This is a genomic window from Paenibacillus sp. FSL K6-1558, from assembly GCF_038002565.1.
Taxonomy (GTDB): domain Bacteria; phylum Bacillota; class Bacilli; order Paenibacillales; family Paenibacillaceae; genus Paenibacillus; species Paenibacillus polysaccharolyticus.
This window is the reverse complement of record NZ_JBBOCV010000001.1, coordinates 240,086-253,604: the sequence shown is the minus strand read 5'-3', so window position 1 is coordinate 253,604 and position 13,519 is coordinate 240,086. Positions and strand designations below refer to the sequence as shown.

The window sequence follows — 13,519 nt, the reverse complement described above, 5'->3', positions numbered from 1 at the left end:
AGATATCTAATTCACATCTCTTGCAAGTAAACTATTTTTCTTCGATATGCTCCGCTCCAACTGCTCGGGAGACATTATCCTTGAACTGTTTGATGGCATCTTCCGGCGTAAGTTTTCCGGAGGCAATGCTCTCCACGATGCTTTGCAATTGTGCGGATACCGATGCATATTGATCATTGGCCGGACGGAAGTGAGCCACATTCAACAGCTCTTGTGCTTCCTTCGTATAAGGGCGATTCGTGTACCCTTCAACTTCTGTCGAATCGTTGCGTGGACTGAGACTGCCCTCGGCAACGACACGTGCTGTTGCGTTTTCTTTGTTCATCAGAAACTCAATAAACGTCCAGGCTGCTTCTTTGTTTTTCGCCTGAGCAGGAACGGACCACGCCCAGCCTCCAGACATTGTGGTCGCACCTGGCTCCTGTCCATTCTGTGTCGGGAACGGTGCGAAACCGATTTTTTCTTCTACATTCGGAATCGGAGCAGCTCCATTTTCCGCCCATGTAGAACCTGCCCAGCTTCCATCGACCGCCATTGCCAGCTTGCCTTGCGGAAATTGCTGCTGGAACGCAATGCTTCCTGCCTGTCCGTTAAGCGCTACTTGCATGGTTGGTCCGGTTTTGTCCTTGTTGAAGACCTGATCAATAAACTTGAAGGAATCCAGCAATCCCGGACTGTTCACAACCCATTTCTTCGTTGCATCGTCGTAGAGCGTATCCGTTGTACCATATAACAGCATCTCCAGCGTCTGCATCGTTACGCCTTCGCCGTTTGCTTTACCGACAATGAGATTCAGCGGCGTTACGCCAGGCAGCTTCTGCTTGATCGTGCGGGCTGCTTCCAGAACTTCATCCCAGCTTGCCGGTTTGAACGGTACAGGTAGTCCAGCTTGCTGGAACAGCTCTTTGTTATACCAGATGCCGCGTGTATCCGAAGTCGCTGGTATACCATAGATTTTGCCGTCCTCGCCAGTTACTCCGGCTTTCAGGTTGTCGATCATTTTGCCGTTCCAATCTGCCCAGCCTTTCACTTGCTCGTCCAGAGGCTCCAGATAACCTGCAGCTGCGTCCGATTTAATAATAGAGGTATCCTCGGCAATGACGTCAGGTGCAGTATCCGGTGATTTCATCTGTAACACCATTTTGGAAGTGTAATCGCCTTCACTAGCAAGCACAGGTGCTATGTTAATCTTGATATCGGGATGATCTTTCTCAAACTGCTCGACCAGTCCGGATTTGAAAAACTTCGTAAGGGTGTCCTCCGAACCAGAGGAACGGAACGATACGGTTACTTCTTTTTTCCCATCGCTAGTCGTGCCTGTGGAAGAACTTCCACTTGAGCAGGCAGTCGTCAGAATAAGCAAAGAAGTCATCATAGCTGCCACCGGCAGTTTCATCGAAAATTTTCTCATGTCTCGATCTCCTTTTTGTCCTATTTCTGTATGCGGAATCCGCAATAATCCATGACTAACTCGCTATATAACATGTTGGACCAGGAAAACCATGGACGGGTATACTCATGTGGATCATTCGCCGAGAAACCTTCATGCGTCAGACCTGTATCCGCATCCGTCCGCTGGATCAACTGAAGCATGTTCATTTTTTCATTCCGATCTACAGAAGTTAGTCCCTGCATAGATAAGGCGATATGCCATATATATCCTTCGGGTGTGTGCGGACTACCAATTCCGGAAGCCGAAGAACCTTCATAAAAATAAGGGTTCTGTGCGGACAATATGAACCGGCGTGTGTTCTGGTAGATCTCGTCATCTTCCGTAACATATCCGAGATAGGGTAAAGATAAGAGACTTGGTACGTTGGCATCATCCATCAGGTTGTGGTTGCCTTTCCCGTCCGTTTCATACGCGTAGATCGTCCCGTATTCAGGATGCTCCACCATTCCATATTTCCGAATTCCTTCGTCAATCTGTTCCGCCAGCTTTCGAGCTGTCTCAGCCAGCATAGGTTCATCCAGTAACGCAAGTGCAATCTCCTCTACATATCGGAGAGCTACTACCGCGAACATGTTGGATGGAATCAGATATCCGTATTCACATCTGTCATCACTTGGGCGGAAACCCGACCAGGTCATACCCGTATAAACGGTCTCTGTGCCTCGCCCTTCTCTTCCGAGCGTATCCGTCTCGGGGGCGTCCAGTCGCTGGAATGTATATGGAGAACGGGTCTCATGATGTTGCTCTACTTGCCATAAAGAGATGATCTCGTTGACGGCATTACGAAACGTGGCATTAAACTGATCTGTTCTGCCTGTATTTTTCCATAGCAGATAACTGAGCTGAATTGGATACGCCAGTGAATCAATCTCGTATTTCCGCTCCCAGATCCAGTCATTCATTTCTGTAAGATCCGATTGATGTCCATTGCCACTCTCTGTTTCGTTAAAAGCGTTTGCATAAGGGTCTAACAGAATGTATCTCAGTTGCCTTTCAACCAGCCCGGCGATCATATCCGACAGTTCCTGATCTTCTGAAGCAAGCATCAGATACGGTCTGACCTGAGCCGCAGAATCCCTAAGCCACATGGCGGGAATATCCCCGGTGATGACGAATGTTGTCCCGTCTTCCTTACGCTGAATCGTCGTTGTTAATGTATTGGTAAAGCAGTTTTCAAACATCTCCACAAGCTTGGGATGGTCTGGCAAACTAGCCTTCACTTTGCCGATCATCTGCTGAATGGAAGGAGAAATGTTCTGATCTTTTCTCGTTATGTGCATGAGTCCTCCTTAAACATCAAAAGTTTAACCGCTTTCATCATCCTAAAACGAATTAAATGTTATGTCAATATATTTAATTATATAACATCATGTTATTTACATAAAATAAATCAAATGGTATGTTAACTTTTGTCATTAAAGCCAATAAGAACATATGCATAACAAAAAGAGACTTCGTCACCAAAGCCTCCGTTATATTCATCTGATCTTATCCATCTGGTGCATCGAATTCCACAAATTCAATACCCTTATTTCGGTTGAAAAACAGCACGCTCTCTTACCTGACTTGTCGAGGTTCCCTTTACGATGGACGCAGGCAGGACAACTCGCTTAACCCCGCCTAGTTCTTGACCTTGCATATGTTGCAAGACCATTTCAAACGCCTTTTCTCCCATATCAAACTGGTTCTGTTTGAGGTGGGTAATTCGCGAATACCTTTCGGTATGCGGACTGTCAAAACACAGGATGGACAGTTCTTCGGGTACACGCATATCCAACTGTTCTGCGGCCTCTAAAGCAAGTAATGCAATGTCATATTCAGCTGCAAAAACCGCTGTAATCTGCGGGTATTTTTTAAAATGCGCAACAAGCTTCTCCACGTCACGATGCTTGGCTTCAGGATCGAATTCATTCGGCAAGGACGAAAGGATAGACTCCATCCACATTTCTCGATTCACAAGTATACCCTGATCGTTGTGCGCCTCAATAAAACCTTCAATTCGTTCCTCAATGGTCGTTGTGTTCACTGGAGGCTGCGTAAGAAAAGCAATATGCTGATGTCCCAGATCGAACAAATACTTTGTCCCTTCTCTTGCTGCTCTGACATTGTCCGTGCTAACCGAGGAAGCGGGAATCCCTTTAAGATATCGGTCTATCATTACAAACGGGAACTTGCCAACCACCAGTTTTAAAATCTCGTCACTAAAATATTCCCCCTGTGCAGGGAAAATAATTAAACCGTCTACCCCAAGCTCCAGCAACTCACGGATACACTGTTCCTCCTGCTCGGGAATACCGAAAGAACGTCTAAGCACAAGAAAGCTGTCATGTTTTCGTGAAGCTTCCTCCATACCATATAAAAGCTCTGTTCCATACATATCGCTGAAATTGGTAATGACCAGACCGATGAGCAGTTTACGTTCCTGCTTCTGTCCTTTGTTGGCTACAGACGTAACTTCTCGTCCTAACTCATCCAAAGCGGTATCGGCCACAAATGAACCACGTCCCGGCTGTCGAACAATCAGCTGTTCATTGGTCAGCATTTCCAGCGCCTTCTTCGTTGTAATCCGGCTCACGCCGAATTCGTCACATAGTTCTTTTTCCGATGGAACACGATCACCAATTTTATATTGATGTTGCTGTATTCGTTCTCTCAACGACTCAAAGATCTGTTCATACATCGGCTTGGAAGCCGAGTCTTTCGCCAATACAAGCACCTCCATAAACACTTTACTTCATAATTCTTATATCCTAATATATCATGTTATATCATTAAAGTGAAGGAGAGATTAAAATTATTGTATGTGTGCATAGTTAAACCCCAAAAAACGGCAAGCCCTGATTCCAGGCTTACCGTTTTTTAAAAGATACTGATTTTAGCTGACAAGGCCTATATAGCTTACAGAACTTCCATTCAGATGATCTCAAAGCATGGACAGGTTATGCTCCCTGACGGATCAGACTATGGTTCAAGACTTTCAGCGGGATTAGAGCCTGTATCGGTTGGGTCCGATTTCAGGTCACTCCCTGCCTCAGCTTCCTTCTCTGGAACAGGTTGCTCTTCTGCTTTGTTTTCTCCTTGCTCTGCATGGACAAACAATTTTCCAGTAGCTTGAGCTTCAGCCTTGTTGCCTGCAGCATCCTGTGCCCGGATCACAATGACTCCACCTTCAAGCACAAGATTAGCAGGTGTTGTGTAAGAGCCTGTGTATATACCCGGTTCTGTTTCCACCAGAGGCACCTCTCCCGCACCGTCCGCGTTTAGATTCAAAGGCAACTGAACTCGGAAAGAGGCTTGCAATCCCGGTTTGCTTTTGAACGAAACGTTGAGACTTTCCCCTGATGTAATTCGTACATCTTGGGCTGGCGTGATATCGGTAAGTTCAGGCGCTTCCGTTTCCACATAAACCTTACGTGTTACTGTCGTTTTATTTCCGGCAAGATCGGTTGCCACAATTGTGATGATGTTTTCACCTTTATTCACCAGTACGCGATGACTGAACTTTCTGTCTCTGTCAACCTGCACGGTTTGACCATTCACGGTGACTTTGTCGAGGAATTGTTCCACCACACTGCCTGTCACATGAACGACCTCGGTATTAATCCGGCTTCCTTCCGCCGGACTGACACCATTCACTTGCGGATTGGTCTGGTCAAGAATGATAATCACGGGAAGCGAACGATCTGTCGTTTTACCATTAATGACAGCTTCTGCGGTAATCACATTAACGCCTGCCCGCAGCTTCACTCCATAAGAGAATTTTCCGTTATTTACGGTTGTTGTTCCTGCAGCATCCTTGCCATTGTAAAACTTGATCTGTGCTCCAGAAGCAGGAGATGTTCCAGCGATCGTAAAGGTAGACTGATTGGTATACGTATTCGCTGGTGGTGTAAGCACCGGAGCATTCACCGGATATTGTACCACTGCGCGGATCATGTAGTTCCCCTCTTCAGCAGGGGAAGCACTCCATGCCCCGCTTACACGCTGCCAGCTACGGGCCGCATAAGTTCCATCCTCGTCCGTAGCCAGACCAGGAGCAGCTGTACCCGCTAAACTCTGAATATAAACGATGTAGAAATCACCTGTCACAATAATTGGCTCAGGGAATTCTACGGAAGTCCACTGATCGTTCCGCAATGCCGTACCATTGAACGGTCCAGCAAGCTTTTTGCCTGGTGCTCCACCAGCACCTGATGCATCATAAACCGCGTATTGGAAAGCAGTCCCACCAGGTACAGGCCACTCCGTATTCCAGAATCGGAACGAAGCTCCCGTGACTTGAGCTGTTTCGAGCTCTGGAGTCATTCGAACGGCCCATGCATTATCAGCAGCATTAAAAGCTCTTGCATTCTCGGCTGTACCGTCGTCATAAGCAATTTCACCTGGGAAACCGATAAATGGTTTCAAAGCGATATTACTATCTACTGTGCCGTTGCCCGGAACAGTCACCGTAACTTTTTTGCTGTAATAGTCCGCAGCGCGAACCGACAATGTGTAACTTCCCTCTAACACTTGAAGCGTAAAACTTCCGTCTGCTCCTGTACGAACTTCTGCTACTTTAGCATCCTCCACAACGAGTACCGAGGCATCCGCTATCGGTTGACCTGAGCGTTCATCCTTAACCACCCCTTTGATCTGTCCATAAGGGATCGTTTCCAGATTGAAGTTGGCTTTGGCTCCGCCACCATCTGTGATCGTCACCGTTTTCGTTTGCGGATAATAACCGTATGCCTCCGCTTTTAACGTATACTCTCCTGCAACATGTGTGAAGCTGTACTTCCCTGTTGACGAGTCTGTTTTCACAGAACGTCCTGTCTCAAGCACGGTAACCGTTGCACTAGCCGGCAGACTTTGCGGCTGAACTGAACCCGTGCCCGGTTTTTCGATAGCAGGCTCTTGTTGTTTCGTCTTATTGAATTCTGCTTTGTCTGTACGCGTAACTTTGTACCATGGATTATCATAGTCCGGCTTAGGTTTGTCACTCGAAAGCACAACGGCTTCATCCTTTGTTACCGTTGGTGTAGCAACACCCAGTACACGGAAATCATCGATAAACCAACCTGTTCTCACCACACTGTTATCCGAGGTTAATCGGAAACGGAATTGAACTTCATTCCCAGTCAGTGCGTCCAGTCCATAGAAGACAGGTGTCCACTGTTTTCCGTTGGTATTATGCGAGAATTTGCCGAGTTCCGTCCAGGTTGTTCCTCCATCTTTGGTAGCTTCGACATAACCGAAGTCATATCCACCTTCAATCTCATACCAGTGATTAAACGTAAGTGTCGCATCAGAGACATCCGTCAAATCAATCACCGGGGATACCAGCGAGTAGTTGGAACCATTCTCATACGTGTTGTCGAGATCGGTTGCCCACACATTAGGCGGGGATACCGCACTTAAAGGACCCGTTAACGGGATACCTCGTTCCCACTCATCCTTGGTTCCGGCATGAGTCCAGCCATTATCATCGTTTCCATCAAACGAATCGATATAAATATCTTCCGGCACCTCTACGGTGATGGAAACTTCATTCGATTTCTCACTTTCGTTACCACTATAGTCACGTGCCGCCACGGTGTAATAATACGTAGCGTTCGACTCCGTAGCCGTATCTGTAAATGTGGTTTTCTTCACCGTGCCGACAGCCTCATAACCGGAACTAGCCGTTTCGGAACGGTAAACCACATAAGATTCAAGATCCTCATCATCCGAACCCGTCCAGTTCAACGTTACGTTCCCCAGAATATCCGCTGTTGCAGACAAAGCTGAAGGCGTTCCTGGAGCAATATCGTCTAGTTCCTGAACGGCAAAGTCATCGATATACCAACCAGCTTTCTGAACTGAAGCATCACTGGTCAGATTAAACTGGATGAACACCTGCTGTCCGGCATAATCACGCAGATCAATGTACTGTGTTTTCCATCCACCACTCGTTCCTGTGTAACTAAGCAGTTCTTCAAATACATAGTCGTTATCTTCAGAAGCAATGTATACCTTGCCAAAATCGAGATTATTCTCAATATCATACCAATGTTTGAATGTTAACAATGCCCCTTCAGGGCTTTCTGTCAAGTCGATCGGAGGAGCAAGCAAGTACGCATTACTATTAGGCAGATACGTGCCTTGCAGATTGGTAGCAATCACTTTCTCACCTGAGTAAGCAGCCTTCGGCCCGCTTACAGGTGCCCCCCAAACCCACGTACTGCCTGTGCCGCCCGTAGTAAAGCCAAGCTGATCGGCCTCAAAGTCCTGCAAATATCCAGGCTTCACACCATTAGACACCGCAATGTTATATACCTTACTCTCAAATCCATTGTTGCCATAATCATTCACTCGAATGTAATACTCCACACCTTCTGGCTCAATCAGGAAAGCCGGAATCGTCGCAGTATACGTACCTGCTTTACTGTCTCCTTCAATCCGATTCATTGGAAGATAGACGTACTGCTTCGTGCCTTTGGTTCTGGCAAAAGCTTCGACGGAAACTACCGCTACATTATCTGTCACATGTGCCGTTAAAGGAATGTCCAGACCCGTAAACGCCGTATTTACAGGCGTGTGCTCCAGCACCGGCTCTTCCAGATCATCTCCAGCCGTAACCACTCTTCCGGAGACAGTACCGATGCCTTCGAGAACCGAACCAACCGCATCCAGTGCGTTAATGATTCCGTGACCATAGCCGTTATTCGGGGTAACCGGAAATTTGCTATCGGTTCGCGGTGTCGCCGTATCCATGATGATCTGTTCCAGCTGATCCACGTTAAGAGAGTGGTTCGCTTGAAGCAACAATGCTGCGAGCGCCGTCGTATGCGGACCTGCCATGGATGTGCCGTCCCATCCACCTTCATATGTACCTCCAGGCACGGCTGAACGAATGTTCACGCCAGGGGCGGATACTTCTGGTTTGATCTCACCATACGGGGATGGTCCCAGCAATGAGAATGAACCTAAATTGCCGTTAATATCGGTTGCTCCTGTAGCAAAACTCTCAGGATAGTTGGCCGGGTTCGCAACGGAACCAGGACCGCCCGGATTCCCCAATCGTACATTCCCTGCAGAGAATTCAGGGAAAATCTGAGCATCACGCCAAGCCTGAACCATCGGTCTAAACCATTCGTCGAGCCCTGCGCCTCCGCCCCATGAATTATTTACAACGTCCGGTGCGAGTTCAGGATGCAGATTGCCTTCGGCATCCACTGGGGCAATGAGCCATTGTCCGCCATCCAGAATAATGGCATCTGTTGTTTCCGGATTAAAAATACGCACTCCGATCCACTTTGCACCAGGTGCAACACCGATCTTATTCGTGCCGTTCGCTTCGGAACCAACCATCGTTCCCATGGTGTGGGTACCGTGTCCGTCTGCATCAGCAGGAAGAGTCGCGCCGCTATGCGGATCGTACCAGCTTAGCTCTGGATCAACGACATTGCCTGAAGCGTCCAGACCACGCCATTTACTGCGAAGCGCCGGATGCGTGTAATCCACGCCACTGTCCAGATTGGCAACCACGATGCCTGTTCCATCAATGCCTCGCTCCCAGATCGCAGGTGCATTGATGTAGTCTATATTCCATTCCACATTTTCAGTCTGTTTCTTCACCTTGGAATCCGCTTCTTTGGTTGCAGTTCCTTGTGAAGCTGACTCTTTAGCCGGTGATTGGACGGAATCCTTCGCTGGCGACACACTCGCTGGCTGCTTGCTTACTTCCGCCTTATCCAGATATCGCGTTTCGTTCGGCAGAACTTTCTCTACCTCTGGCAGCAACGCAATCTGTTCCATGACTTCTTTCGTACTGGTGACCGCGAGTGAATTCACGATAAAGTAACTTTTATATTCTTTGACCTTCCCCAGGCCAATTTCCTTTTCCAGATAATTTTCGATCGAATATTGTGTCCGCGAAGCCGTTTCACGAAGTGAACTCACCACAGAGTTCCGCACAGACAGCTTGGTTGCCGAAGGTGTTTCCTTGGCAATCGTTGCCTTTTCCATCGCTTGTTTGGAGACAGCCTTGGTGTCTACCTGTTCCTTCATTTTAACAAGATAGGTGACATATTCGCTACCTTCAAAGGCTTTGGTCAGTTTGGCATTCACTTTAGACGTTGAAACCTCAGCCAAGCTGGACTTCATATCGATTTTAGATGAGGATGAGTTCTGTGCAGAAACCGGAAGTGCCATTGATAATGCAAGGAGAAGCGAGAGCCCCATGGAAACGGGCTTGCGTAACGGTTTTAATTTTATCAAACTTTTCCACTCCCTTTACACGGCTTTATTATTTGGTCTAGTACAAGTACCCTTCTCTGTGAATGAATGCAATTGTTGATTTCGTAGCGGTGTAGTGACCATCATCGGACATCTTTTACTTCACCTTACTTACTTTCTTTTCACTTCACATACGGCCTCACCTCCTTTACAGGTTTGGTTAGGGGAACATAGGGAACTGAAACATTTGGAAATTGTCCATAGGTTAAATAAATGTGAGAAAATGGCACTTAGATAAAGGTCTTTATGCTGACTGAGGTCATCAATAATTAGCGTGGGTGTCATAAGAGAGTAACTGGGATGTCGTAAGCATTCGTGTGGAGGATATTCGGAAGTGTTCGTATAACGCTTGCCATGAAGTGGTAAGTGAATCTGTGTGATTCGTACGGGTTGATTAACAGAATACATCTTGAATTACATATAAAAGTTAAATTTAGGCTTAAATTGGATTTTATTGGTATAGTATAGTTTCAAAGTGGGAACTGCACAAGTCCTTATTTGAAAAAAATAGAAAATAAGTCTATATCATGCTTTTACACATCTGTTGTCTACACCTTCGACCTATACTCCTTTCGCATTTGCGCATAATCCATAAAAAAGAACCAGCTCTTACGCCAGTTCTCTTCACACTTAGTCCAGATCAATTTTAAATACGACAGGTACATTGCTCTGCACACCTATAGTGGTAATCGTTAAAGCATGTTCATCTCGCTCCCAATTCGGCTGTTCCTCATATCCCAGAATCTGAACCTGCTCAATTATTCCATGAAAATGCGGAGATCCTTCTTTCAACGATTGGATGTGCACGATTCCGTTATCCGGGTACACCATTACCGTCGCATACAGACTACTGCCTTTTACCGTAAATCGTATATCTTCACTTGTAAAAACCTTCGTATCTCCGTCAGTGAACTGACCTTCCTTCACCTCTGTAGGCCCTTCACCATACGTACGCCAGTACGTGGTCTCGTAGATCGCCTCTCCGTTCACTTCCAGCCACTTCCCGATACTTAGCAGAATATTGCGATCCTCGTCTGGAATCGTTCCGTCTGCACGTGGCCCGATGTTGAGCAGTAGACTTCCATTTTTACTGACGATATCCACAAGATCCCGAATAATCTCTTCTGCCGTTTTGTACTGATTATTTTCCGTATAACACCAGGAATTTCTCGCAACTGCGGTATCCGTCTGCCAAAAAAAAGGCTTAAGCTCAGCGAATTGTCCACGCTCTACATCAGGAACCGCTGCACCAAACATAAACGCATCATGCTTGTAATTGATGGCAACCGGAATGCCCCATTCCTCGCCTTTGTTATAATAATACGCTGCGAACTTTTTCAGATAGGGCTTGAACGCCGCCGTATGAATCCACCAGTCAAAATAGAACACCCTCGGTTGATACTCATCTACCAGTTCACAGCATCGAATGAGCCAATCTTCCAGAAATTCGTCCGAAGGCGGTGAACCGTACAGGTCTTGAAAATCGGGCGGCTCCGGCATGGCGGGCCAGTAGAAATCCCCGCACTGCAACGGTTCCTTGATATCGGAATCGAATTCTTTGCCATGAGACATGAAGAACCAGTGCTCGGCACGGTGGGACGACACACAGAAGGTTAACCCTTGCTTCTCATAGGCGACTTTCATCTCACCTAATACATCACGTTTAGGGCCCATTTCATATGTGTTATAGTGAGAGATAGAGCTTTTATACATCTGAAAACCGTCATGATGCTCGGCAACCGGCATAACATACTTTGCACCTGCTTGTTTAAATAGAGTCGCCCATTCGTCTGCATCAAAGTTCTCTGCCTTAAACATCGGGATGAAATCCTTATATCCAAACTCCTTATGGTCTCCATACACCTCAAGGTGATGTTCATAGGCCTTTGACCCTTGAATGTACATATTACGGGAGTACCACTCACTATCATAAGCCGGAACCGAATACACGCCCCAATGGATGAAAATGCCGAATTTCGCTTTTGGATACCACTCGGGAACGACGATTTCACGAAGCGAAGTCCAGTTGTCCTTGAATTTTCCGTTAGTAATAGTTTTATCAATATGTTGCAAATATTCATGTTTGTTCATGTGCTGTCCCCATCCTTTCCTGGTTGACTACAATTGTATTGTAGTGTGGCAGGACTCCGATGCACATGCAGAACTCTAACGATTAGATGGACGATAATAACTTTCAGGGAGATATGCTCATGGATCATCAAACACTGCTGACCAACTATTTGTCCAATCTGGAAGTGGATCTATTCATGGTGAATTACAACCGTTGCGGCCCGGATTGGAGAGATCTGGACTACACACCGGACTATAGCAAATTGTACTATATCTGCGAGGGGGAAGGCTGGCTTCGAATCGGGGATCAGGAATATTACCCCAAACCAGGACAGCTCTTTTTGATGCCGGAAGGAATAAAACAATCCTATTCAGTTATCAGTGACAAACCTTTTCTCAAATACTGGTGTCATTTTTCCGCCAAAGTCGGGGGAATCAATCTATTTCAGATTCTCAAATTCCCACACGTTGTTGACGTGAATCAACCTGAACAATTTCAGGACATCTTTGGCAGTGTGTTAACCTACGCGAATTCCAATGAAATTTACGCCCACATGATGGCCAAGAGTAAACTGACAGAATTGCTTTCCTATTACATCATGAACTTGGATGTGAACCAGATTACCTACTTGAACGTGCCCGTGGTTGAAAAATTATCCACCTTGCTCACCTATATTGATACTCATATCGAAGAGAACATGTCCGTTCAGGATTTGGCTAAGATGCTGCATATGCATCCGAATTATTTCATTCGTTTTTTCAAACAGCAAGTAGGAATGCCCCCCATTCATTATCTGACCAGCCGAAAAATAGATAAAGCCAAAGAGATGCTTCACTGCACCTCTCTAACGATGACTCAAATCGCGGACAATCTCGGATTCAGCGATTCGTATTACTTTTCCAGACAGTTCAAGAAACACACCGGATTGAATCCCACTGAATATCGCAAGCAAACGACGGTGGTCAACTGAATTGCAAAAGATAGTTCAGCTCCGAAAAAACATTCCCACAAGTTTCATTTTTGGATTAAAATGGATGTGTGGCTCATTCTTGCAGAAGGGAGGTTTGTATATGACGAAGAAAACGCTCCTGCTCCTTGCTGCCCTGTTTGTTGTCTCCTCATTCGCTGCTTTTGCTTCGGCGGCACCGACAGACAACGGATATAGCGTGTTATCTGATCGACAAACGGGAACCGTTAAACCGAGATAACGATTGATCGTTCCATGCTGGACATCTGGACATACATAACTGATGCAATTCCTAATGTGCAAAAGATTATACAAAAACAACCTCCTGCTTTCTGTTCAGGAGGTTGTTCTTTCGCATTACTTTGCAATGTGTACCATACGCTATGTGTTATGAGCTATGCGTTATTCGTTACTGCCAATCTCTTTTTCTGAGATAAGACTCAAATACAAATGTTCCAAAAGGAAGCAGTCCCGCCAATAGCCCCATAATCCAAAGTGATATCTTCCACTTTTTGACCAAGCCTACATGTACCAGTGCAATGAGATATAGAGGAAATAAAATACCATGAATCATCCCCAGTATGGCTACAGCTGAAGAAATATCTGCAAAATATTTGAGTGGCATTGCAATAAATACGAGTAGTAGAAGGGATATCCCCTCCCAGATTCCTGCAATTCTGAAGCGACCTGTGACCGTTTTCATTCCGTATGCTCGCACCTTTCCGCTAAATTGTTTGTGAAATATGTAACTTATAACATGATGCTTTAC

Annotated in this window: 8 protein-coding genes; 2 read left to right on the top strand and 6 right to left on the bottom strand. The window is 46.2% G+C overall.

All coding sequences use genetic code 11. The features are described from left to right. Nucleotides 1-31: 31 nt before the first annotated feature. The 5 genes from MHI38_RS00975 to MHI38_RS00955 all read right to left on the bottom strand — a co-directional run bounded on the left by MHI38_RS00975 (nt 32) and on the right by MHI38_RS00955 (nt 11,803). Nucleotides 32-1,411, bottom strand: a complete 1,380-nt coding sequence (locus tag MHI38_RS00975; protein ID WP_341180843.1) for an extracellular solute-binding protein — start codon at nt 1,409-1,411, stop codon at nt 32-34. A gap of 20 nt (nt 1,412-1,431) precedes the next feature. Then, entirely contained in the window at nt 1,432-2,733 is a 1,302-nt protein-coding gene (locus MHI38_RS00970) for a glycoside hydrolase family 125 protein (RefSeq protein WP_154889336.1), read from the bottom strand. 248 nt (nt 2,734-2,981) lie between these two features. Next, nucleotides 2,982-4,169, bottom strand: a complete 1,188-nt coding sequence (locus tag MHI38_RS00965; protein WP_341181891.1) for a GntR family transcriptional regulator — start codon at nt 4,167-4,169, stop codon at nt 2,982-2,984. A 245-nt stretch (nt 4,170-4,414) separates the two neighbouring features. After that, nucleotides 4,415-9,694 carry a S8 family serine peptidase gene (locus tag MHI38_RS00960; RefSeq protein ID WP_341180842.1) on the bottom strand — a complete coding sequence of 1,760 codons (5,280 nt, stop codon included), beginning with the start codon at nt 9,692-9,694 and terminating at the stop codon, nt 4,415-4,417. A gap of 648 nt (nt 9,695-10,342) precedes the next feature. After that, a complete protein-coding gene (locus MHI38_RS00955; RefSeq protein ID WP_341180841.1) occupies nt 10,343-11,803 on the bottom strand; it encodes an alpha-L-fucosidase in 1,461 nt (486 codons plus the stop codon). 119 nt (nt 11,804-11,922) lie between these two features. Between MHI38_RS00955 and MHI38_RS00950 the strand changes: the two genes are divergently transcribed. After that, on the top strand, nt 11,923-12,753 hold the full coding sequence (locus MHI38_RS00950; protein WP_341180840.1) for an AraC family transcriptional regulator: 831 nt from the start codon (nt 11,923-11,925) through the stop codon (nt 12,751-12,753). 100 nt (nt 12,754-12,853) lie between these two features. Beyond that, entirely contained in the window at nt 12,854-12,991 is a 138-nt protein-coding gene (locus MHI38_RS00945) for a hypothetical protein (RefSeq protein WP_167375824.1), read from the top strand. A gap of 168 nt (nt 12,992-13,159) precedes the next feature. On the opposite strand, the gene MHI38_RS00940 is transcribed toward MHI38_RS00945, so the two are convergent. Beyond that, nucleotides 13,160-13,453 carry a DUF3817 domain-containing protein gene (locus MHI38_RS00940; protein WP_341180839.1) on the bottom strand — a complete coding sequence of 98 codons (294 nt, stop codon included), beginning with the start codon at nt 13,451-13,453 and terminating at the stop codon, nt 13,160-13,162. Nucleotides 13,454-13,519 lie beyond the last annotated feature (66 nt).

Excerpts from the sequence above, each read along its gene's own strand:
- MHI38_RS00950 (WP_341180840.1), top strand. The coding sequence starts at position 11,923 with ATGGATCATCAAACACTGCTGACCAACTATTTGTCCAATCTGGAAGTG.
- MHI38_RS00970 (WP_154889336.1), bottom strand. The coding sequence starts at position 2,733 with ATGCACATAACGAGAAAAGATCAGAACATTTCTCCTTCCATTCAGCAG.
- MHI38_RS00955 (WP_341180841.1), bottom strand. The coding sequence starts at position 11,803 with ATGAACAAACATGAATATTTGCAACATATTGATAAAACTATTACTAAC.
- MHI38_RS00945 (WP_167375824.1), top strand. The coding sequence starts at position 12,854 with ATGACGAAGAAAACGCTCCTGCTCCTTGCTGCCCTGTTTGTTGTCTCC.
- MHI38_RS00940 (WP_341180839.1), bottom strand. The coding sequence starts at position 13,453 with ATGAAAACGGTCACAGGTCGCTTCAGAATTGCAGGAATCTGGGAGGGG.
- MHI38_RS00975 (WP_341180843.1), bottom strand. The coding sequence starts at position 1,411 with ATGAGAAAATTTTCGATGAAACTGCCGGTGGCAGCTATGATGACTTCT.